This window comes from Nocardia niwae NBRC 108934 = DSM 45340, from assembly GCF_001613465.1.
GTDB lineage: Bacteria > Actinomycetota > Actinomycetes > Mycobacteriales > Mycobacteriaceae > Nocardia > Nocardia niwae.
In genome coordinates this window covers 15,561-33,747 of the sequence record NZ_BDCK01000029.1, presented here as the reverse complement: position 1 = coordinate 33,747, position 18,187 = coordinate 15,561, and the positions used below count along the sequence as shown (strand labels likewise).

General features: G+C 70.0%; 19 protein-coding genes. 10 read left to right on the top strand and 9 right to left on the bottom strand.

Going from position 1 to position 18,187, the window contains the following annotated elements:
• The first annotated feature begins 58 nt into the window (after window positions 1–58).
• Window positions 59–529, top strand: coding sequence for a winged helix-turn-helix transcriptional regulator (locus NNI01S_RS20520; protein WP_063021820.1), 471 nt, complete (start codon window positions 59–61; stop codon window positions 527–529).
• A 435-nt stretch (window positions 530–964) separates the two neighbouring features.
• On the opposite strand, the gene NNI01S_RS20515 is transcribed toward NNI01S_RS20520, so the two are convergent.
• Window positions 965–2,137: a L,D-transpeptidase gene (locus NNI01S_RS20515; RefSeq protein WP_063021819.1), complete on the bottom strand. Its 1,173-nt coding sequence runs from the start codon at window positions 2,135–2,137 to the stop codon at window positions 965–967.
• 323 nt (window positions 2,138–2,460) lie between these two features.
• On the opposite strand from NNI01S_RS20515, the gene NNI01S_RS20510 reads away from it, so the two are divergent.
• Genes NNI01S_RS20510 through NNI01S_RS20500 form a run of 3 tightly spaced genes read left to right on the top strand, consistent with a single transcriptional unit; the run spans window position 2,461 to window position 5,020 of the window.
• The gene (locus NNI01S_RS20510; RefSeq protein ID WP_063917585.1) at window positions 2,461–2,757 is read left to right on the top strand and encodes a DUF6285 domain-containing protein; all 297 of its coding nucleotides are present in this window, start codon (window positions 2,461–2,463) and stop codon (window positions 2,755–2,757) included.
• A complete protein-coding gene (locus NNI01S_RS20505) occupies window positions 2,754–3,749 on the top strand; it encodes a phosphotransferase family protein (RefSeq protein ID WP_063021732.1) in 996 nt (331 codons plus the stop codon). Before NNI01S_RS20510 ends, NNI01S_RS20505 begins: the two co-directional genes overlap by 4 nt.
• Before the next feature lie 8 nt (window positions 3,750–3,757).
• Window positions 3,758–5,020 (top strand): acyl-CoA dehydrogenase family protein, encoded by a 1,263-nt coding sequence (locus tag NNI01S_RS20500; RefSeq protein WP_063021731.1) that lies wholly within the window; start codon window positions 3,758–3,760, stop codon window positions 5,018–5,020.
• 10 nt (window positions 5,021–5,030) lie between these two features.
• On the opposite strand, the gene NNI01S_RS20495 is transcribed toward NNI01S_RS20500, so the two are convergent.
• The gene (locus NNI01S_RS20495) at window positions 5,031–5,705 is read right to left on the bottom strand and encodes a class I SAM-dependent methyltransferase (RefSeq protein WP_063021730.1); all 675 of its coding nucleotides are present in this window, start codon (window positions 5,703–5,705) and stop codon (window positions 5,031–5,033) included.
• Between the two features lie 136 nt (window positions 5,706–5,841).
• Here NNI01S_RS20495 and NNI01S_RS35430 point away from each other — a divergent pair, with 136 nt between their 5' ends.
• Window positions 5,842–6,006 (top strand): hypothetical protein, encoded by a 165-nt coding sequence (locus NNI01S_RS35430; RefSeq protein WP_169810691.1) that lies wholly within the window; start codon window positions 5,842–5,844, stop codon window positions 6,004–6,006.
• A gap of 46 nt (window positions 6,007–6,052) precedes the next feature.
• On the opposite strand, the gene glpD is transcribed toward NNI01S_RS35430, so the two are convergent.
• Genes glpD through NNI01S_RS20480 form a run of 3 tightly spaced genes read right to left on the bottom strand, consistent with a single transcriptional unit; the run spans window position 6,053 to window position 10,151 of the window.
• Complete coding sequence (glpD, locus tag NNI01S_RS20490; RefSeq protein WP_063021729.1) at window positions 6,053–7,732, bottom strand: glycerol-3-phosphate dehydrogenase; 1,680 nt, start codon at window positions 7,730–7,732, stop codon at window positions 6,053–6,055.
• 51 nt (window positions 7,733–7,783) lie between these two features.
• Window positions 7,784–9,304: a glycerol kinase GlpK gene (gene glpK, locus NNI01S_RS20485; RefSeq protein WP_063021728.1), complete on the bottom strand. Its 1,521-nt coding sequence runs from the start codon at window positions 9,302–9,304 to the stop codon at window positions 7,784–7,786.
• Between the two features lie 37 nt (window positions 9,305–9,341).
• Window positions 9,342–10,151, bottom strand: coding sequence for an MIP/aquaporin family protein (locus tag NNI01S_RS20480; RefSeq protein WP_063021727.1), 810 nt, complete (start codon window positions 10,149–10,151; stop codon window positions 9,342–9,344).
• 257 nt (window positions 10,152–10,408) lie between these two features.
• On the opposite strand from NNI01S_RS20480, the gene NNI01S_RS20475 reads away from it, so the two are divergent.
• The 3 genes from NNI01S_RS20475 (at window position 10,409) to NNI01S_RS20465 (ending at window position 13,642) form a co-directional block, all read left to right on the top strand.
• Window positions 10,409–11,173, top strand: a complete 765-nt coding sequence (locus NNI01S_RS20475) for an IclR family transcriptional regulator (RefSeq protein ID WP_063021726.1) — start codon at window positions 10,409–10,411, stop codon at window positions 11,171–11,173.
• A gap of 48 nt (window positions 11,174–11,221) precedes the next feature.
• Window positions 11,222–12,739: a glycerol kinase GlpK gene (gene glpK / locus NNI01S_RS20470; protein WP_063021725.1), complete on the top strand. Its 1,518-nt coding sequence runs from the start codon at window positions 11,222–11,224 to the stop codon at window positions 12,737–12,739.
• 63 nt (window positions 12,740–12,802) lie between these two features.
• Window positions 12,803–13,642, top strand: a complete 840-nt coding sequence (locus NNI01S_RS20465) for a DUF72 domain-containing protein (protein ID WP_245676296.1) — start codon at window positions 12,803–12,805, stop codon at window positions 13,640–13,642.
• 50 nt (window positions 13,643–13,692) lie between these two features.
• On the opposite strand, the gene NNI01S_RS20460 is transcribed toward NNI01S_RS20465, so the two are convergent.
• From NNI01S_RS20460 to NNI01S_RS20450, 3 genes are all read right to left on the bottom strand, one after another.
• Window positions 13,693–14,241: a YceI family protein gene (locus NNI01S_RS20460; protein WP_063021723.1), complete on the bottom strand. Its 549-nt coding sequence runs from the start codon at window positions 14,239–14,241 to the stop codon at window positions 13,693–13,695.
• A gap of 70 nt (window positions 14,242–14,311) precedes the next feature.
• Window positions 14,312–14,917, bottom strand: coding sequence for an FMN reductase (locus NNI01S_RS20455; RefSeq protein WP_063021722.1), 606 nt, complete (start codon window positions 14,915–14,917; stop codon window positions 14,312–14,314).
• Entirely contained in the window at window positions 14,914–16,008 is a 1,095-nt protein-coding gene (locus NNI01S_RS20450; RefSeq protein ID WP_063021721.1) for an LLM class flavin-dependent oxidoreductase, read from the bottom strand. Before NNI01S_RS20450 ends, NNI01S_RS20455 begins: the two co-directional genes overlap by 4 nt.
• A 90-nt stretch (window positions 16,009–16,098) precedes the next feature.
• On the opposite strand from NNI01S_RS20450, the gene NNI01S_RS36370 reads away from it, so the two are divergent.
• Complete coding sequence (locus NNI01S_RS36370; RefSeq protein ID WP_369689674.1) at window positions 16,099–16,791, top strand: Rv3235 family protein; 693 nt, start codon at window positions 16,099–16,101, stop codon at window positions 16,789–16,791.
• 82 nt (window positions 16,792–16,873) lie between these two features.
• On the opposite strand, the gene NNI01S_RS20440 is transcribed toward NNI01S_RS36370, so the two are convergent.
• Window positions 16,874–17,647 (bottom strand): dioxygenase family protein, encoded by a 774-nt coding sequence (locus tag NNI01S_RS20440; protein ID WP_435825059.1) that lies wholly within the window; start codon window positions 17,645–17,647, stop codon window positions 16,874–16,876.
• Window positions 17,648–17,736: 89 nt separating this feature from the next.
• Between NNI01S_RS20440 and NNI01S_RS20435 the strand changes: the two genes are divergently transcribed.
• The gene (locus tag NNI01S_RS20435) at window positions 17,737–18,186 is read left to right on the top strand and encodes a MarR family winged helix-turn-helix transcriptional regulator (RefSeq protein ID WP_245676295.1); all 450 of its coding nucleotides are present in this window, start codon (window positions 17,737–17,739) and stop codon (window positions 18,184–18,186) included.
• Window position 18,187: the final 1 nt, after the last annotated feature.

The following is an 18,187-nucleotide window of genomic DNA, read 5'->3' as shown; positions in this document are numbered from 1 at the left end:
TTATTGCGATACTGGCGGTAGGAAAGCAATACCGTGCCGAGATGCGAAAATGGACGCCATGACACTGCGGCGCCCGGTCGACGATTCGGTCACCCGCGTCGTCGAACTGCTCGGCGACCGGTGGACCATCCTGCTCATCGCCGAGGCGTTCTTCGGGGTGCACCGCTTCAGCGATTTCGCGCGCAACATCGGCATCACCAACCGCAACCTGCTCACCAGCCGCCTGCGCATGCTGATCGACGCGGGCATCTTCACCCGCACCGATCACGGCGGCGGGCGCGTCGACTATCACCTGACCGCCGCGGGCCGCGAGCTGTATCCGATCGTCACGGCGATGATGGTCTGGGGCGACCACCACCTGATCGGGCCGGAGGGCCGCCCGATCGTCCTGGAACACCGCAGCTGCGGGCAGGAGACCTCGCCCATGCTGGTCTGCGATCACTGCCGCGAGCCGATCGACCCGCGCGATGTCGAACCCAAGGCCGGTCCCGGTTTTCATCAGCCACCGGGGGCCGAGCAAGCCGGTTGACCGGCACGGGCGTGCGGCATTCGTCAGGGCGCTGCCGGAGACTCAGTTCGGATCCGGTGCGGCGATGATCCGCGACCGGCCGTGGGCCGTTCCACGGTTGTAGTCGACGATTCGGCGCGGCGGCCGGTCCTGGACGGCTCCAGGCCGGGCAGTCGGCCGAGAGCCGGAAGCGTTTGCCCCCCGGTGACGGATTTTCATCGTGAGCTGGGCGGATAGCCGCTCAGTCCAGTAAGCGAAAGAACGACTCGGCCATGTACAGCGGTAGCAGTAGGTAGTACAACAGCATCGCCATCCAGCCGGCTCCGATCCTCAACGCGGGGCCCACGCGGTGCCGCCGTGGGGACGTCGCGCGGGAATGGAGACCGAGTGGTCTCGCGAGAGCAGGAATGTAGTGCAGCTTCCCACCCTGGGCAAGGCCGGTCAGCGTGTCGGCCGCTACCGGAGTGCGCTGCCCTGCACCCACTGATCCCACGGCAGGCCCCAGTCACCGTTCTGCCAGACCTCGAGCGGCGCGCCGCCGGTGTTGCGGATCTCCACCACGTCACCGGGGACGGCGAAATTGAAGAACCACTGGGCGTTCTCCCCGCTGAGGTTGAGGCAGCCGTGGGACACGTCGGTGTTGCCCTGCGCCCAGACGGTCGAGTCGAGCTGATGCAGGTAGATGCCGTCGGTGCTGATCCGGGTCGCCCAGCCGATGGCCTCCTTGTAGCCGAGACGCGAGTTGATCGGCAGGCCGTAGGTGGAGGAGTCCATGATCACCGGATTGGCCTTGTCCATCACCGTGTAGATCCCGGGCTGGGTCCAGAAGGTGATCGTCTTGCCCGCGACGACCTCGCTGCCGCCCATGCCCATCGAGGTCGGCATGGTGCGGATCAGCCTGCCGTTCTCGAAGACCTGGACCTGCTTGGTGTTGTCGTCGGCGATCGAGACGTGCGACGCGCCGATGGTGAACGTGGTCTCGGTGTCCTCCTGGCCGTAGAGCCCTCGGCCGAGTTCCTGACCGTAGATGTTCGCCGCCACGCTCACCTTGGTGCCGGGCGCGTAGTACTCCTTCGGGCGCCAGTGCACGTTGCGGTCGTCCAGCCAGTACCACGAGCCCTCGACGGGCGGGTCGGTGGTGACCGCCAAGTGCTTCTCGGCGGCGGCGCGGTCGGGGATGTTCTCGTCGAAGTGCGCCACCACCACGGTGCCCACCCCGAAGGTGCCGCCGTCGGACAGCGGTGTGCCGCCCGTGGTGGTGAGCGAGACCTTCGTCTGGTTGTTGGGGGTGAGCGTGGAGAAGGTCGAGGTGGTCGGGCCGGTTCTGCCGGTGACGGTCAGCCCTTCCGCGGTCACCGTGTAGGTGCGGCCGTAGCCGAGCGGCTCGGTGGGCTTCCAGGCCGTCTTGTCGGGAGTCATGATCCCGTCGACCGTCTTGCCCTGTTCGTTGGTCATGGTGACCGCGGTCAGCTGGCCGTCCGCGGTGCTCACCTGGACCGGCGCGAGCGGATCTACGTTGCCGGCGCCGGACGCGGGCGTGATGGCAATGGGCGAGGATGCCGGACCGGCCGCCCCGGGTGCTGCTCCCGGTTCGGACGAGGACGAGCACGCCGCCAAGAGCGCCGCCATGACCAGGGCGAACCCCGCGACGACGCCGGATCGGACGCGACTGGTCGCCAATGCATTTCTCCTGTGTTCGCCCAGCGCAACGAATGGCGCACTCGCGCCTGCTGTCCCCCTCGGATTTTACCGACCCGTTCCGGGCGCGATCTCGCGTGAAAGGAGACCCACGGCGTATTCCCAGCCACCACACAGGTAGGTCTCGGTGCCGGCACCACCCGGCGACGGTGGGGCTGTGGCGACTGCGCGGCCACGGGTGACGGCCGAAAGTACCGATCGGGACGGTCGGGGTGCGTGCCATGCTGAGGGCCGGAGTCGACCGAGGGGAACGTATGCAGAATCGCCCATCGGCAGTGGAGTTGCTGGACTCGCTCGCCGAGTTGCTCGAGGAGACGCTGCTGCCCGCCCTGCCCGCGGGTTTGCAGCACAAGGCGCGGGTGGGAGCCAACCTCGCCAGGATCGTGCGCAGGGAGATCGAATCCGGTCCGGCCGCGGCCGAGCGCGAGCGGGAGCTGCTCGCCGCGGTGGCCGAGGGGGGTGACGAGCAACTCTGGGCGGCGCTGGTTTCCGTCGTGCGGGCCGATCTCGCGATCGCCAAACCGGGCTACGACACGTGGGCGGGCGAGTGAGCGCCGATCTGGCGCGCGGATTGGCCGAGTTCCTCGGGTCGGGCACCCGCGCGGTGACAGTGTCGAATGTCGAATACCTCTCCGCGGGCGCCCGCCGCCGCAACGTGGCCTTCGAAGCCGATCTCGGCGGCGGGACGCGTCGCCTGGTCGCGACCATCGTCCCGAGCGCGATCGAGCTGGTGCCGGTGGACGTGGAGGCCGCGGTGCGCGAGCTGGCGCGCACGCACGGCGTCCCCGTGCCACCCGTGGTGGCGATCTGCACCGACAGCTCCTTCGCGGGCGGCCCGTTCGTGGTCTCCGAGCGCGTCGACGGCGAGACCGTGCCGCGCAAGGTGTTACGGCTGGTCGAGGCCTCCGGCCTGGGCGAACGAGTCGCCGAGCAGCTGGGTGAGGCCATGGGACGCCTGCATGCCATCGACCCGGCGACCGCGCCCACCCGGCTCCCGGAGGCGGCCGCCGATCCCGGACGCCAGCTGACCGAGGCGGCGGAGCACGTGCGCGCGCTGTTGCCGGACCGTCCGGTGTTCGCTCTCGCCCTGCGCTGGCTGGAACGCCGCTGCCCGCCCGCGCCGCCCCGCACCGCGCTGCTGCACACCGACATGCGCAACGGCAACATCGTCGTCGGTCCTGAGGGCCTGCGGGCGGTGCTCGACTGGGAAGGCGCGCAGCGACACGGCGATCCGATGCGCGACGCGGCCTGGCCCGCGCTGCGCATGTGGCGTTTCCGCGCGGACGACCGGGAGTTCGGCGGCCTCGCCGGCCGCGCCGCGTTCGTGCGCGGCTACCAGCGCGGTGGCGGCGGTTTCGACGAAGACCGGTTCCGCTGGTGGAAGGTGATGTGCACGCTCGCCTGGGGCATCGGGCTGGCCGGGCAGGCCGCGGCCCATCTGGACGGCAGCGTGCGCGACATCGTGATGGCGGCCAGCGGGCGCCGCGTCTCGGAAATCGAATGGGACCTGCTGATGCAGATCCGACCCACTGCGAAAGGCTAGCTGCGCCGATGGATTTCGAACTCCCCGCGGAACTGGTCGAATACCTGGCCGAACTCGATGCGTTCATCGAGCGGGAGATCACGCCGCTCGAGCAGGCCGACGACAATATCCGCTTCTTCGATCACCGCCGCGAGGACGCCCGTACCGACTGGGATCGCGGCGGCCTGCCGAACGCGCGATGGGAAGAGTTGCTGGCCGAGGTGCGCGGGCGCGCCGACGCCGCCGGGCACCTGCGGTACGCGTTCCCCGCGCAGTACGGCGGCCGGGACGGCACCAATCTCGGCATGGCCGTGATCCGCGAGCACCTGGCCCGGCGCGGTCTCGGACTGCACTGCGACCTGCAGAACGAGCACGCCATCGTCGCCAACAACGTCGGCCTGCTGCTCATGCTCGAGTACGGCACACCCGCCCAGCAGGCGGAGTGGGTGGACGGGCTGGCCTCGGGAACGAAATTCTTCGCCTTCGGCATCACCGAGCCCGAGCACGGCTCCGACGCGACCCACATGGAGACCACGGCGGTCCGCGACGGGGACGGCTGGGTGATCACCGGCCGAAAGACCTGGAACACCGGCGTGCACATCGCCGACGCCGACCTGATCTTCGCGCGCACCTCGGGCGGCCCCGGCGACGCCGCGGGCATCACCGCGTTCCTGGTACCCATCGACGCGCCCGGGTTCGTCGTGGAGGAGTACCTCTGGACGTTCAACATGCCCACCGACCACGCCCGCGTCGCGCTGGACGGCGTCCGGGTCCCGGACACCGCCGTCTTCGGCGGCGAGGGACGCGGCTTGGCGGTGGTGCAGCACTTCTTCAACGAGAACCGGATCCGCCAGGCCGCGTCCAGCCTGGGCGCGGCGCAGTACTGTATCGACGAGTCGGTGGCCTACGCCAAACAGCGCAAGCCCTTCGGCAAGCCGCTGGCCACCAACCAGGCGATCCAGTTCCCCCTGGTGGAACTGCACACCCAGTGCGAGATGCTGCGCGCGCTGATCCACAAGACCGCCTGGTCGATGGACACCTACGGCACGTTCGCCGTGTCCGAGCAGGTCTCCATGTGCAACTACTGGGCCAATCGGTTGTGCTGCGAGGCCGCCGACCGCGCCATGCAGGTGCACGGCGGCCTCGGCTACTCCCGGCACAAGCCGTTCGAGCACATCTACCGACACCACCGGCGCTACCGGATCACCGAGGGCGCCGAGGAGATCCAGATGCGGCGGGTCGCGGGTTACCTGTTCGGATTCATGGGCAGCACAGCGCCCAAAGGGGTGTGAGCCGGACGGTTCACAGGCGGCGGATCCGGGCCAGCCACGCGGCGGCGTCGACCCGGCCCGACTCGGAGACCTCCAGGTCCGTCGCTTCCTGGGCCACCAGGTCGGTGACCCGTCCCCGGTAGCGGGTGGGTCGCAGATCCTCCACCGTCCAGCCGTCGCGGAACGACTCCCGGATCAAGGTGTCGCTGATCCGTGGGCCGAATCCCGGCTCGACGTCGGAGAGCGCGAGAACGTAGACCGTGCCGCCCGGCTTGCAGACCGCGTGCAGGCTGCGGACGTACGCGGCGCGCGCCTCGTCCTCGGTGCCGAAGACGTGGAACAGCGCGCTGTCGACCACGGTGTCGAACGCGGGCGTGGAGCCGGGCGGGTCACCGGCGAAGTCGGGCCGGTCGCCGAGCGCGAGCGCGTCGGCGATCTCGAACACGGCGGATGGCACGCCTTGCTCGGCCGCGTTGGCGCGCGCGTAGGCCACCGCGCTCGGCGCCATGTCGATGCCGCGGACGTCGTATCCGAGCCTGGTCAGCAGGATGGTGTGCTCGCCTGCGCCGCAGCCGGGGTCGAGCACGCGCCCGGTGATGCCGCCGTCGCGCTCGAGCGCGACGATGGCCGGTTGCGGCTCGCCGATCACCCAGGGTGCGGTGTCGTTGTCATAGACGGTGTTCCAGAAATCAGCTGGACGAGTCATGCGACCCATGCTCCATCCTCAACCGCCGTTGAGGTCAACCCGACACGGCCGAAAGCCGGACGAGGCCGGGAACACGGGGGCTGCGTGGAGCGGCGTGGAGCGGCGTGGAGCGGGTCGGCACGGGTACACGCGAGGTATGAGCACACCGAATATCGATCCCGAAACGGCGGAGTCGATGCAGCAGGACGCGGATTTCGCCGACGAGCACACCAAACCGACGCACGCCGACGAGCACCCGGCCGGTGAGCAGCTGGAGACCGACGAGTCCACCCCGCGCGGCCACGGCGGCATGGATCGGTGAGCACGGCGTGGCACGGTTGCGCGCGGGGCCGTGCCACGCCTCCGGCTCAGGCGACGGCGACCATCCGGGCAGCGTTGGCGGACTGGTCGTCGGCCGCCTGGTTGGCGGCCAGTTCGGCGTGCACCCGTTCGCGGTAGCGGGTGATCTCTCGCTCGGTTGCGGCGGCGTCCCAGCCGAGGTGCGCGCCGATCAGCCACGCCACCTCGGGCGCGACGGTCAGGCCGCGGTCGGCGGTCTCGATGGAGACGCGGGTGCGGCGGGTGAGCACGTCGTCCAGGTGCAGCGCGCCCTCGTGCGTCACCGCGTACACCGCCTCCGCCCCCAGGTACTCCGGCGCGCCGGTGAGCGGCCGGCCCAGTTCGGGCTCGTGGGCGATCAGGTCGAACAGGTCGGTGACCGCCGACCCGTAACGGCCGAGCAGACGCTCGACCGTCGCTCGCGGCAGACTCGCGCGTTGCGCCAGGCTGTCGAGGTCGGCCGCGAGTTCCTGGTAACCCACCGCGCCGAGGATCGGCAGGTGTTCGGTCACCGACGGGGCGACCGCGCGCCCGAGCCCCACCACCGCCGCGTCCACGACGTCGGCGGCCATCACCCGGTAGGTGGTGTACTTGCCGCCCGCGATCACGAACAGGCCGGGAGCCGGTTCGGCGACCGCGTGCTCCCGCGAGAGCGTCGCGGTGTCGGCCGACGCCCCCGACAGCAGCGGGCGCAGGCCCGCATAGGTCCCCACGATGTCGTCGCGGGTGAGCGGCTCGCGCAGCACCCGGTTGACGTGGTCGAGCAGGTACCGCACGTCGGCGTCGCTGGCCGCCGGGTGATCCTTGTCCAGCGACCAGTCGGTGTCGGTGGTGCCGATGATCCAGTGCGCGTGCCACGGGATGACGAACAGCACGCTCTTCTCGGTGCGCATGATCAGCCCGGTGTCCAGATGCAGGCGATGGCGGGGCACCAGGATGTGCACGCCCTTGGACATCCGGACGTGGAACGGGAAATCGACGCCGGTCATCCGGTTCATCTCGTCGGTCCACACGCCGGTGGCGCTGATCACCCGGCGGGCGCGAACCGTGTGCACCCGGCCGGTTTCCAGGTCGGTGACCTCCGCGCCGACGACGCGCTCGCCGTCGCGCAGCAGGGCCGTCACCTTGGTGCGGGTGAGCACGGTCGCGCCGTGCTGGGCGGCGGTGCGCGCGATCATCATGGTGTGCCGGGCATCGTCGACCTGCGCGTCGAAGTATCGGATCGCTCCGGTCAGCGCGTCGTCGCGCAGCGCGGGCGCCAGCTCCAGCGCGCGGGTGCGCGACAGGTGCCGGTGCATCGGCAGCGCGCGGGCGCCGCCGATGGTGTCGTACAGGGCGACGCCCGCGCCGATGTAGGCGCGTTCCCAGACCCGATGCCGCAAGGGCAGCAGGAACGACACGGGTCGCACCAGGTGCGGAGCCAGCCGGTGCAGCAGCAGGCTGCGTTCCTTCAGCGCTTCTCGCACCAGCCAGAAGTCCAACTGCTCCAGGTAGCGCAGCCCGCCGTGGATGAGCTTGCTGGAGCGGCTGGAGGTGCCCGCCGCGAAGTCCCTGGCCTCCACCAGGGTCACGGTCAGGCCGCGGGAGGCGGCGTCGAGCGCGGCGCCCGCGCCGACGACGCCGCCGCCGATGACGAGTACGTCGATCTCGGTGTCGCCGAGTGAGTTCACCGCGCGGGCGCGGTACTGGGCGTCCAATCGTGCGGACACAGCGGTATCTCTCCTTGTTTCGGTGTTATTCGGGTAGGACGGCGTCGCCCCTCATTCGTCGACGTCGATCCAGTCGAGGGTGCGGGCAACGGCCTTCTTCCAGCGCGCGTAGCCACGCTCGCGCTGCTCCGCGGACCAGGTGGGATGCCAGCGCTTGGCTTCGTTCCAGTTCTGTTCCAGTTCCTCGGTGTCGCTCCAGAAGCCGACCGCGAGCCCCGCCGCGTAGGCGGCACCGAGCGCGGTGGTCTCGGCGACCACCGGACGCGACACCGGCACGCCGAGGAAGTCGGCCTGCAGCTGCATGCACAGCTCGTTGGCCGTGACGCCGCCGTCCACCCGCAGCACGTCCAGCCGCACGCCGGAGTCGGCCTGCATCGCCTCGACCACGTCGCGGGTCTGATAGCAGATCGATTCCAGCGTCGCCCGCGCGAGATGGGCGTTGGTGCTGTAGCGGGACAGGCCGACGATCGCGCCGCGCGCGTCCGAGCGCCAGTACGGCGCGAACAGGCCGGAGAACGCGGGCACGAAATACACGCCGCCGTTGTCCTCGGCCTGCCGGGCGAGCGATTCGCTCTGTGCCGCACCGGAGATGATGCCCAGCTGGTCGCGCAGCCACTGCACCGCCGAGCCGGTCACCGCGATGGAGCCCTCCAGCGCGTATACCGGCTTCTCCCCGCCCAGCTGGTAGGCCACCGTGGTCAGCAGGCCGTGCTGCGAGCGCACGATCTCGGTTCCGGTGTTGAGCAACAGGAAGTTACCGGTGCCGTAGGTGTTCTTCGCCTCGCCGGGACGGAAGCAGACCTGTCCCACGGTGGCCGCCTGCTGGTCGCCGAGCACACCCGCCAGCGGGACCGCGCCGCCGAACGGTCCGTCGGCGCGGGTGGTGCCGAACAGGTCCGGGTTCGCCGAGGGCGCGATCGCGGGCAGCATCGCGCGGGGCACCCCGAACACCGACAGCAGTTCGTCGTCCCAGTCCAGGGTCTCCAGGTTCATCAGCATGGTGCGGCTGGCGTTGGTCGGGTCGGTGACGTGCACCCCGCCGTCGACTCCGCCGGTCAGCTGCCACAGCAGCCAGGTGTCGGTGGTGCCGAACAGCGCGTCGCCGCGTTCGGCGTCCTCGGCCACCCCGGGGACGTTGTCGAGGATCCAGCGCAGTTTGCCGCCGGAGAAGTAGGTGGCGGGCGGCAGGCCGGCCTTGCGCCGGATGGTGTCGCCGTGCCCGGCCCGTTCCAGTTCGGCGGCGATGCGATCGGTGCGGGTGTCCTGCCAGACGATCGCGTTGCAGTACGGCCGCCCGGTCTTGCGGTTCCACACCACCGTGGTCTCGCGCTGGTTGGTGACGCCAACCGCGGCCAGATCGCCCGCGACGAGATCGGCCTTGGTCAGGGTGGTCTGGATGACCGCGCGGGTGCGCTCCCAGATCTCGGTCGGATTGTGCTCCACCCAGCCCGGGCGCGGCAGGATCTGCTCGTGCTCGAGCTGGTGGCGGGCGACTTCGTTGCCACCGTGGTCGAACACCATGAAACGGGTGCTCGTGGTGCCCTGGTCGATGGCGCCGACGTACTGGCTCATCGCGGTCCTTTCGGGAAACTGCTGTGGGAGAGAAGGATCAGAACAGGAACTGCGCGGCGAGTCCGGCCAGTGCGCCGCCCAGCAGCGGGCCGAGCACCGGCACCCAGGCATAACCCCAGTCGGAGTCCTTGCCGCGCGGGGTGCCGTCGGGCGACCCGGCCGGTGCGGGCGCGGCCGCGCCCACCGGGACCAGGACCGCGTCGGCGGGGGCGGGCTTACGCACCGGCAGCAGCGCGTGCGCGATGCGCGGACCGAGATCGCGCGCGGGATTGATGGCGTATCCGGTCGGTCCGCCCAGCGAGGCGCCGATGCCGACGACCAGGAGCGCGGCGGCGGCCGGGCCGAGCCCGCTCGGTGTGTGTCCGAAGGTGAGGATCACCAGGACGAGGGTGAACGTGCCGATCACTTCGGTGACGAAGTTCCAGCGCAGGGCGCGGATCGCGGGTCCGGTGGCGAACACGGCGAGTTTCTTCTCCTCGTCGGTCTCCGCGTCGAAGTGGCGTTTGTAGGCCAAGTAGGCGACGGTCGCGCCGACGAACGCGCCGGCGAATTGGCCGCTCAGGTACGCGAGCGTCGCCGAGCCGGAGATCGCGATGCCGGGGGCGAACTCGTCGGCGCCGCTGAACAGGATGCCGACGGTGACCGCGGGATTCAGATGGCCGCCGGTCTTGTAGGCGACATACACGCCTGCCAGAACCGCGAACCCCCATCCCACGTTGATCAGCAGCCAGCCGCCGTCCAATCCTTTGGACTTGGCCAGCAATACGTTCGCGACCACACCGACCCCGAGCAGCACCAGCACGCCTGTGCCGAGTGCTTCGCTGAGGAAGATCGAGCCGAAGTTCATCGTTGAGCCTCCGTTCGCCCCCGCAGGTCGCGGACGCGACCGTGCGTGTAACGGAAACTACGGCGGGAGGCGCGACCCGGATACAGCTGCCGTTCGACAATGTCGAACGCCTCGACTGGTTGCCGGAGGTCGGCGACGCTACCGTCCGACGCGCGAGGAGGATGTATGGCGCAGCTCACACTGGGTTTCAATGATGTTGCTCAGGTATCACCAGCCGTTCGACATTGTCGAATCACGACACGGGTAGGTTTCCCGGCATGCCAGGTGCGATCCAATCGATCGAGCGGGCGGCGGCCGTCCTGCGACTGCTGGCCCGCGGTTCCGGGCGGCTCGGCGTCGGCGACATCGCAGGCGCGCTCGACCTGCCCAAGCCGACCGCGCACGGCATCCTGCGCACGCTGCAAGGCGTCGGCTTCGTCGAGCAGGACCCGGTCACCGGCAAGTACCAACTCGGCGCGGCGCTGCTGCACCTGGGCACCAGCTACCTCGACGCGAACGAGCTGCGCTCCCGCGCGATCAACTGGGCCGACGCGCTGGCGGCGCGCACGGGCGAGTCGGTGCGGATCGGCGCGCCGATGGACGGCGCGGTGGTCGTGGTGCATCACGTGTTCCGTCCGGACAACACCCAACAGGCGCTCGAACTGGGCGAACTGCTGCCACCCCACGCCACCGCGCTGGGCAAGGTCCTGCTCGCCTACGACGCCGAGCTGGCCGCCACGACCCGCCGCGCCGAGCTCGCCCCGCTCACCCACCGCACCCTGGTCGACCGCACCGCGCTCGCCAAGGCGCTGGGCGGCGTCCGGCAGGCCGGATGGGCAGGCGACACCGAGGAATTCCGAACAGGCGAGGCGGGTATCGCGGCGCCGATCCGGGCCCCCGGCGGGCTCGTGGTCGGCGCCATCGGCATCACCGGCGCGGTGGATCGGCTCTGTGACGCCCAGTTGCGGCACCGGCCCGCGCTGGTCGGTCAGGTGCTCGACGCCGCGCGTGCGGTGTCGCGTGATCTCGGCGCGGGTCACTGACTTCCGTCCCGTCGCTGATCAGCAGATGTCGAGCAGGAGCAGCCGAGCATGAAGCAGCGTTACGTGCTGGCCATCGACCAGGGGACCACCTCCACGCGGTGCATCCTGTTCGACCAGCGGGCCCGGCTCGTCGGCGTCGCGCAGCGCCCGCACCGGCAGCACTATCCGCGGCCGGGGTGGGCCGAGCAGGACGCGCTGGAGATCTGGCGCAATGTCGAGCGGATCGTGCCGCAGGCCCTGCGGGATTCCGGCGTGGCCGCCGACCGGATCGCGGCCCTCGGCATCGCCAACCAGCGCGAGACCACCGTGGTATGGGACCGGCGCACCGGCACGCCGATCGGGCGCGCGATCGTCTGGCAGGACGTGCGGACCGAGGAACTGGTTCGCGAACTGGAGGGCAAGCCCGGCGCGGACCGCATCCGCGAACTGTGTGGCCTGCCGCTGGCCAGCTATTTCGCCGCGCCGCGGCTGCGCTGGATGCTCGACGCGGTACCGGGCCTGCGCGAGCGTGCCGAGCGCGGCGAGGTGCTGTTCGGCACCATGGAGACCTGGCTGATCTGGAACCTCACCGGAGGTCCGGACGGTGGGCTGCACTGCACCGACGTCACCAACGCCAGCCGCACCCTCCTGATGAACTTGCGCACCCTCGCCTGGGACGCCGAACTGCTGGAGTTCTTCGGCATCCCCGCCCGCATGCTGCCGCGCATCCAGCCCTCGATCGCGTCCTACGGCAGCACGCGCCGGGTGGTGCCGGGCATCCCGATCGCCGCCGCGCTCGGCGACCAGCACGCCGCCTTGTTCGGCCAAACCTGTTTCGCGCGCGGGGAGACCAAGTGCACCTACGGCACCGGCGGTTTCCTCATGATGAACACCGGCCGCGAGCTGGTGCGCTCCGAGCACGGCCTGCTCACCACGATCGGCTACCAGATCGGCCCCGAGCCGGTCTACGCGCTCGAGGGCCCGATCGCGGTCACCGGCTCGCTCGTGCAGTGGGTGCGCGACAACATCGGGCTGGTCACCAGCGCGCCGGAGATCGAAACCCTCGCGCGCACCGTCGAAGACAACGGCGGCTGCTACGTGGTGCCCGCGTTCTCCGGTCTGTACGCGCCGCATTGGCGCAGCGACGCCCGCGGGCTCATCGCCGGGCTCACCTCCTACGTCACCAAGGGCCACATCGCCCGAGCCGTGCTGGAGGCAACCGCCTGGCAGACCCGCGACGTGGTGGAGGCGATGAACGCCGACTCCGGCCTGCAGGCCGAGACACTTCGCGTGGACGGCGGGATGACCTCGAACAACCTGCTCATGCAGATCGTGGCCGACGTCCTGGATGTTCCGGTGCTGCGTCCGTTCGTCGCCGAGACGGTCTCACTCGGCGCGGCGTACGCCGCGGGTCTGGCCGTTGGCTATTGGCCCGATCTCGAAGGGCTGCGCAACAATTGGCGCCTTGCCGCCCAGTGGGTGCCGCGCATGGAGGCGCAGCTGCGGGAAGACGAGTACGAGAACTGGAAACGCGCGGTCGAGCTGACGTTCGGCTGGGTGCGGTCGAAGAAGCGGGCGCGGCAGTGAGTCCGGAGCCGGACGTGGCGGAGACCGCCGCCCGTGTCGGGAGGGTGGGTTAGCGTCGAGAGCATGCGGCTTCACGTGGGATGTGCGATGTGGACGCACGCGGCCTGGCAGGAACGGCAGCTCGCTCCGGGAGAGCGGTTGCGGTGGTACGCCACATGGTGCAACGCGGTCGAAGGCAACACCACGTTCTATGCGACGCCGTCGCGGCGAACCGTCGAATCATGGGCCGCGCAATGTGATCCCGCGTTCCGGTTCGTGCTCAAGCTGCCCAAGCCCATCACGCACGAACGCAGGCTGACCGGGGCCGAGGAGCAGCTGCGGTCCTTTCTCGCCGCGATGGAGCCGCTCGGGGAACGCGTCCACGCCCTGTGGGTGCAACTGCCCGGCTCGTTCGGTCCCACGGATCTCGGTGCGCTGGCCGGTTTCCTGCGCCAGGTGCCGCGCGCCCACCGGGTCGCCGTCGAGGTCCGCCATCCCGCGTTCTTCGCCGACGAGCAGGCCGCGCACAGCCTGGAATACGTCCTGTCCCGGGTCGGTGCCGAATGGGTTCCCTTCGACACCACCGTGCTGTTCGACGGCCCGCCCACCAGCACCGCGGAACAGGAGGCGGCGTCGAAGAAGCCCCGGGTACGGCGCAGGATGCGCGCACTGACCGAGTACCCCATCGTGCGGTACCACGGCCGCGACGACGTCGGGCGAACTGTCGAGGGCTGGCAGCCGTGGGTCGGCACGGTGGCCGGATGGCTGCGGGAGGGCCGGTCGCCGACGGTGTTCCTGCACACCCCGGACAACGCGGGCTCGCTGGAGTTGGCCCGTCGCTTCCACGACGAGGTCCGTGCCCGGCTGCCGGAGCTCGACCCGCTGCCCGAGCCCGCCCCGGCCGAACCGATGACCCTCTTCTGAGCGGCATGCCCGGTCCCGCAGGAACATCGGCTCCCCCGGGACCGGATCGCTCAGGGCCGCAGGCCGACCTCGACCTCCAGGGTGAGGGTGATCTTGTCGCCGATCACCGCGCCACCGTCGGGCAGCGGCATGTCGATGGTGATGCCGAAGTCGCGGCGGTTGATCACGGTCTTGGCCTCGAAGCCCGCGACTGGTCCCTGGCCCATGCCGGGGTTGACGCCGAGGAATTCCACGTCCAGCGAGACCGGCTTGGTGACGCCGCGAATGGTGAACTCGCCGTCCACCAAGAAGTCGTCGCCGTTCACCCGGAAACCGGTGGACTTGAACGTGGCCACCGGGAACTGCTCGGCCTGGAAGAAGTCCGCGGTGCGCAGGTGCGCGTCGCGCTGTTCGTTGTCGGTGGTGACCGAGTCGACCCGGATCTCGGCCTCGGCCGAGGCGCTGCCGTCCTCGCCGATGACCAGCTTGCCGGAGAAGTCGGTGAAGCGGCCGTGCACCTTGCTGACCATCAGGTGGCGGACCGAGAAGCCGAGGGTGGAGTGGGCGGGGTCGATGGCCCAGGTGCCCGCGGTCAGAGCGTTGGCGGTTTCGGTCGACATGAGGATCTCCTAGATAGTTGAGGATTGAACTATTTGGTCGGGGGTGGAGCTTCGGTCGGTATGGGAAAGATCAGTGGGTGCCGAGTAGCTGTGCGAACGGTACCGGGTCGTCGTACGGATCGGCGGCACGCGGACGCGGTGTGTTGGTCAGCATGGCGGCGAATTCCGTTGCGGCGCGGTCGATCCTGGCGCTCAGCCCGTCTGTCGCCGCGGACGCCCAGTCTTCGGACGCCGCGTAGACGGCAGTGGGAGCGACCACCGCGCGCAGGTAACTGAACATCGGGCGCAGAGCATGCTCCAAGGCGAGGGAATGCCGCGCGGAGCCGCCGGTCGCGCCGAGTAGCACCGGCATCCCGGCCAGCGCATCCGGTTCCAGCACGTCGAAGAACGTCTTGAACAGGCCGCTGTAGGAGGCGTTGAAGATCGGCGTGACGGCGATCAAACCGTCGGCGCCGGTCACGCTGTCGATCGTGGCGCGCAGCCCGGCCGGAGCGAATCCGGTCAGCAGGTTGTCGGCCAGATCGCGGGCGTGCTCGCGTACTTCCACCGCGGCGAAGGTCACGTCCCCACCGGACGCGGGCATGGCCGCGCCGGTGGCGGTGGCGAGCCGGTCTGCCAGCAACCGGGTCGACGAGGGCTGCGACAGGCCCGTGGAGACGACGGCGATACGGGTCATCGGGCGGCCTCCACGGCGGTGTTGCGAGCGGCGACCAGGCTCGCGTGCGTCGGCGCGTCCGGCACGTGCGCCGGGCGCTCGGCCGCGAACTCCTTGCGCAGCACCGGGACCACTTCTTCGCCCAGCAGGTCCAGTTGCTCCAGCACAATCTTCAGGGGAAGACCCGCGTGATCCATGAGGAACAGCTGGCGCTGGTAGTCGCCGAACGACTCGCGGAAGGTGAGCGTCTTGTCGATGACCTCCTGCGGACTGCCCACGGTGAGCGGGGTCTGCTCGGTGAACTCCTCCAGCGACGGGCCGTGCCCGTACACCGGCGCGTTGTCGAAGTAGGGCCGGAATTCACGCACCGCGTCCTGGGAGTTCTTGCGGATGAAGGCCTGTCCGCCCAGACCGACGATCGCCTGGTCGGCCGAGCCGTGACCGTAGTGCTCGTAGCGCTGCCGGTACAGTCCGATCAGCCGCTGGAAGTGCTCTTTCGGCCAGAAGATGTTGTTGGCGAAGAATCCGTCGCCGTAGTAGGCGGCCTGCTCGGCGATCTCGGGGCTGCGGATCGAGCCGTGCCAGACGAACGGCGGTACGTCGTCCAGCGGGCGCGGCGTCGAGGTGAACGACTGCAGCGGCGTGCGGAACTTGCCCTCCCAGTCGACCACGTCTTCGCGCCAGAGCCGATTCAGCAGGTGGTAGTTCTCGATCGCCAGCGGGATGCCGTCGCGGATGTCCTTGCCGAACCAGGGGTAGACCGGCCCGGTGTTGCCCCGACCGAGCATCAGATCCACCCGCCCGTCGGCCAGATGCTGCAGCATGGCGAAGTCCTCGGCGATCTTCACCGGGTCGTTCGTGGTGATCAGCGTCGTCGCGGTGGACAGCTGCAGCCGCTCGGTCTGCGCCGCGATGTAGCCGAGCATCGTCGTCGGCGAGGACGGCACGAACGGCCGGTTGTGGTGCTCACCCGTGGCGAACACGTCCAGCCCGACCTCTTCGGCCTTGCGCGCGATCGTCACCATCGCCTTGATGCGCTCGTGCTCACTCGGCGTCCGGCCGGTCGTGGGGTCGGCCGTCACATCGCCGACCGTGAAGATTCCGAACTGCACGACGCCTCCTTCGTTCTCAGTCTGACTCAATTTGGTGGATATGGCAACCAAAGGAACGGGGCGGGCGCCGCGAGTATTCCCGGCGCGGCGATGTGGCGTCGGTTACGGCAGGTCTTCGGGGCCGCCCGACTCCGGCGGCGGCGCGTCCGGACGCAATCGGGTAGCCGACTACGCGCGACTTCCGGCGGCGCGTCCGCAGAATCGGTCGCCACAGGGCTTCGGCCACCAGATTTCGAAGGGATGTGCATGAGTGGTTATCGGGATTGGTTGGCGCCCGCTCCGAATCCGGAGCCGCCTCTGGACAGTCACAGGCGCGCCGAGGTGGCGCGGGATCCGGCACCCGCTCGGGCCCTGCCGTGCCGCACGCGGACGCACGCGGTCTCCGGCCGGTCGAGTGCCGGGATACGCGCCGCCACGCGCCGCAGCCATGCGTTCGCCGCACCCGCTGGGGACGAAACGCGCTCGGTGGCCCACCGGTTCGCGGAGTCGGCGGTGCGGATCGTCCTCGAGGTGCTCGACCGCAGGAGGCCCGTGCCGCAGCTGGCCGTGGTCGCCGACGCCACCGTCGTCGCCGCGGTGCGCACGTTGATCGGCGGAGATCTCGTGCCGGGGCGAGCCATCGGCGTCGCGGTGCCGATCCGGGTGCGCGTGGTCCTGGTCGACGACAAGACCGCCGAGGTCTTCGCCACCTACGGCCGGGGCGTGCGTCGTTTCGCCTTGGCGGCGCGCATCGCGCGGGCCCGCTCGGCGGGCTGGCGGGTGACTGCGCTGCGCATCCGATGACGCGAATTCCGCCGGGCGCGGGCGGGTACGCCGCCGCGCGCGACGCGTCCGCCGCCCACTCCCGGGGACGGCGGCGCGGCGGTCAGCCGAGCTGGACGGACCGGCGCGCCATGCCGAACCAGTAGCCGTCGATGACGGTGCGCAGCGCGCCGAGGTCCTCTTCGCCCGCGCCCAGGGCCACGAACAAGGGTGCGAAGTGATCGGCGCGGGGATGGGCCAGGCGAGCCGCGGGCGCTTTGTGCTCGAAATCGAGCAGGGCGTCGAGGTCGTGGGCGGCCAGCGTCTCGCGGCCCCACGCGTCGAAGTCGGCGGTGAAGGAGTGCACGTGCTCGTCGTCGGTTGTCATGGCACGCAGGTTGTGGGTGAAGAAGCCGCTGCCGACGATCAGCACGCCCTCGTCGCGCAGCGGCGCCAGCTTGCGGCCGATGCCGAACAGGGCCTGCGGGTCCAGCGTCGGCATGGACAGCTGCAACACCGGGACGTCGGCGTCCGGATACATCTCCTTCAGCGGCACGTAGGCGCCGTGATCCAGCCCGCGGTCCGGGACGTCGGTCACGGTGACGCCGGGCCCGCGCAACAGGTTTCGCACCCTCACGGCCAGCTCCGGTGCACCGGGCGCGGCGTAACGCACCTGGTAGTAGTGCTCGGGGAAGCCCCAGAAGTCGTAGATCAGCGGCACCGTCTCGGTGGCGCCGAGCGCGATCGGCGCGGCCTCCCAGTGCGCGGAGACGATCAGCACGGCGCGCGGCCGCGGCAACGCGCGCGACCACGCCGCCAGTTCGGCGGGCCAGCTGCGGTGATCGGCCAGCGGCGGAGCGCCGTGTGAGAGATACAGCACCGGCATTCGTTCGGTGATCACACTGACTTCCTCTCGGCCCGATAGTTCGAATTCGAATCAAATCTACGCTGTTGTTCGAATTTGAACAATAGGGCTAGGGTGGTGCCGTGGAGACCGAGTGGCTCGACGCCCGAGAGATGGCGATGTGGCAGAGCTTCCTGGCGGCCGGCGCGTTGGTCGGGCGCGAGGTGGAGCGGCAGCTCAAGCGGGAAGGGCTTTCCCACACCCAGTACGAGGTGCTCGTGCGGCTCGCGGACGCGCCGGAGGGCCGGCTGCGGATGACCGAGCTCGCCGACGCGCTCTACACCTCCAAGAGCGGTCTCACTTACCAGGTGACGCAGCTGGAGAAGGCCGGTCTGCTGATGCGCGAGGCCTGCCCGACCGACGTGCGCGGGGTGATCGCGGTGCTCACCGCCGCGGGCCGGGAGCGGCTGGCCGAAGTCGCGCCCGGCCATGTCGCGGCCGTCCGCCGCGTCCTCGTCGACGTACTCACCGCCGCCCAGCGGGACGCCGTAGCGGAGGGATTGGGCGAGGTGGCGCGGCGGCTCGCGCCCTGAC

What these genes read in the sequence shown, in the direction of transcription:
- NNI01S_RS20510 (WP_063917585.1), top strand. Translation starts at nt 2,461, where the DNA reads ATGCAGAATCGCCCATCGGCAGTGGAGTTGCTGGACTCGCTCGCCGAG.
- NNI01S_RS20495 (WP_063021730.1), bottom strand. Translation starts at nt 5,705, where the DNA reads ATGACTCGTCCAGCTGATTTCTGGAACACCGTCTATGACAACGACACC.
- NNI01S_RS20520 (WP_063021820.1), top strand. Translation starts at nt 59, where the DNA reads ATGACACTGCGGCGCCCGGTCGACGATTCGGTCACCCGCGTCGTCGAA.
- NNI01S_RS20515 (WP_063021819.1), bottom strand. Translation starts at nt 2,137, where the DNA reads ATGGCGGCGCTCTTGGCGGCGTGCTCGTCCTCGTCCGAACCGGGAGCA.
- NNI01S_RS35430 (WP_169810691.1), top strand. Translation starts at nt 5,842, where the DNA reads ATGAGCACACCGAATATCGATCCCGAAACGGCGGAGTCGATGCAGCAG.
- NNI01S_RS20465 (WP_245676296.1), top strand. Translation starts at nt 12,803, where the DNA reads ATGCGGCTTCACGTGGGATGTGCGATGTGGACGCACGCGGCCTGGCAG.
- glpK (WP_063021725.1), top strand. Translation starts at nt 11,222, where the DNA reads ATGAAGCAGCGTTACGTGCTGGCCATCGACCAGGGGACCACCTCCACG.
- NNI01S_RS20475 (WP_063021726.1), top strand. Translation starts at nt 10,409, where the DNA reads ATGCCAGGTGCGATCCAATCGATCGAGCGGGCGGCGGCCGTCCTGCGA.
- NNI01S_RS20480 (WP_063021727.1), bottom strand. Translation starts at nt 10,151, where the DNA reads ATGAACTTCGGCTCGATCTTCCTCAGCGAAGCACTCGGCACAGGCGTG.
- NNI01S_RS20500 (WP_063021731.1), top strand. Translation starts at nt 3,758, where the DNA reads ATGGATTTCGAACTCCCCGCGGAACTGGTCGAATACCTGGCCGAACTC.
- NNI01S_RS36370 (WP_369689674.1), top strand. Translation starts at nt 16,099, where the DNA reads ATGTGGCGTCGGTTACGGCAGGTCTTCGGGGCCGCCCGACTCCGGCGG.
- NNI01S_RS20455 (WP_063021722.1), bottom strand. Translation starts at nt 14,917, where the DNA reads ATGACCCGTATCGCCGTCGTCTCCACGGGCCTGTCGCAGCCCTCGTCG.
- glpK (WP_063021728.1), bottom strand. Translation starts at nt 9,304, where the DNA reads ATGAGCCAGTACGTCGGCGCCATCGACCAGGGCACCACGAGCACCCGT.
- NNI01S_RS20460 (WP_063021723.1), bottom strand. Translation starts at nt 14,241, where the DNA reads ATGTCGACCGAAACCGCCAACGCTCTGACCGCGGGCACCTGGGCCATC.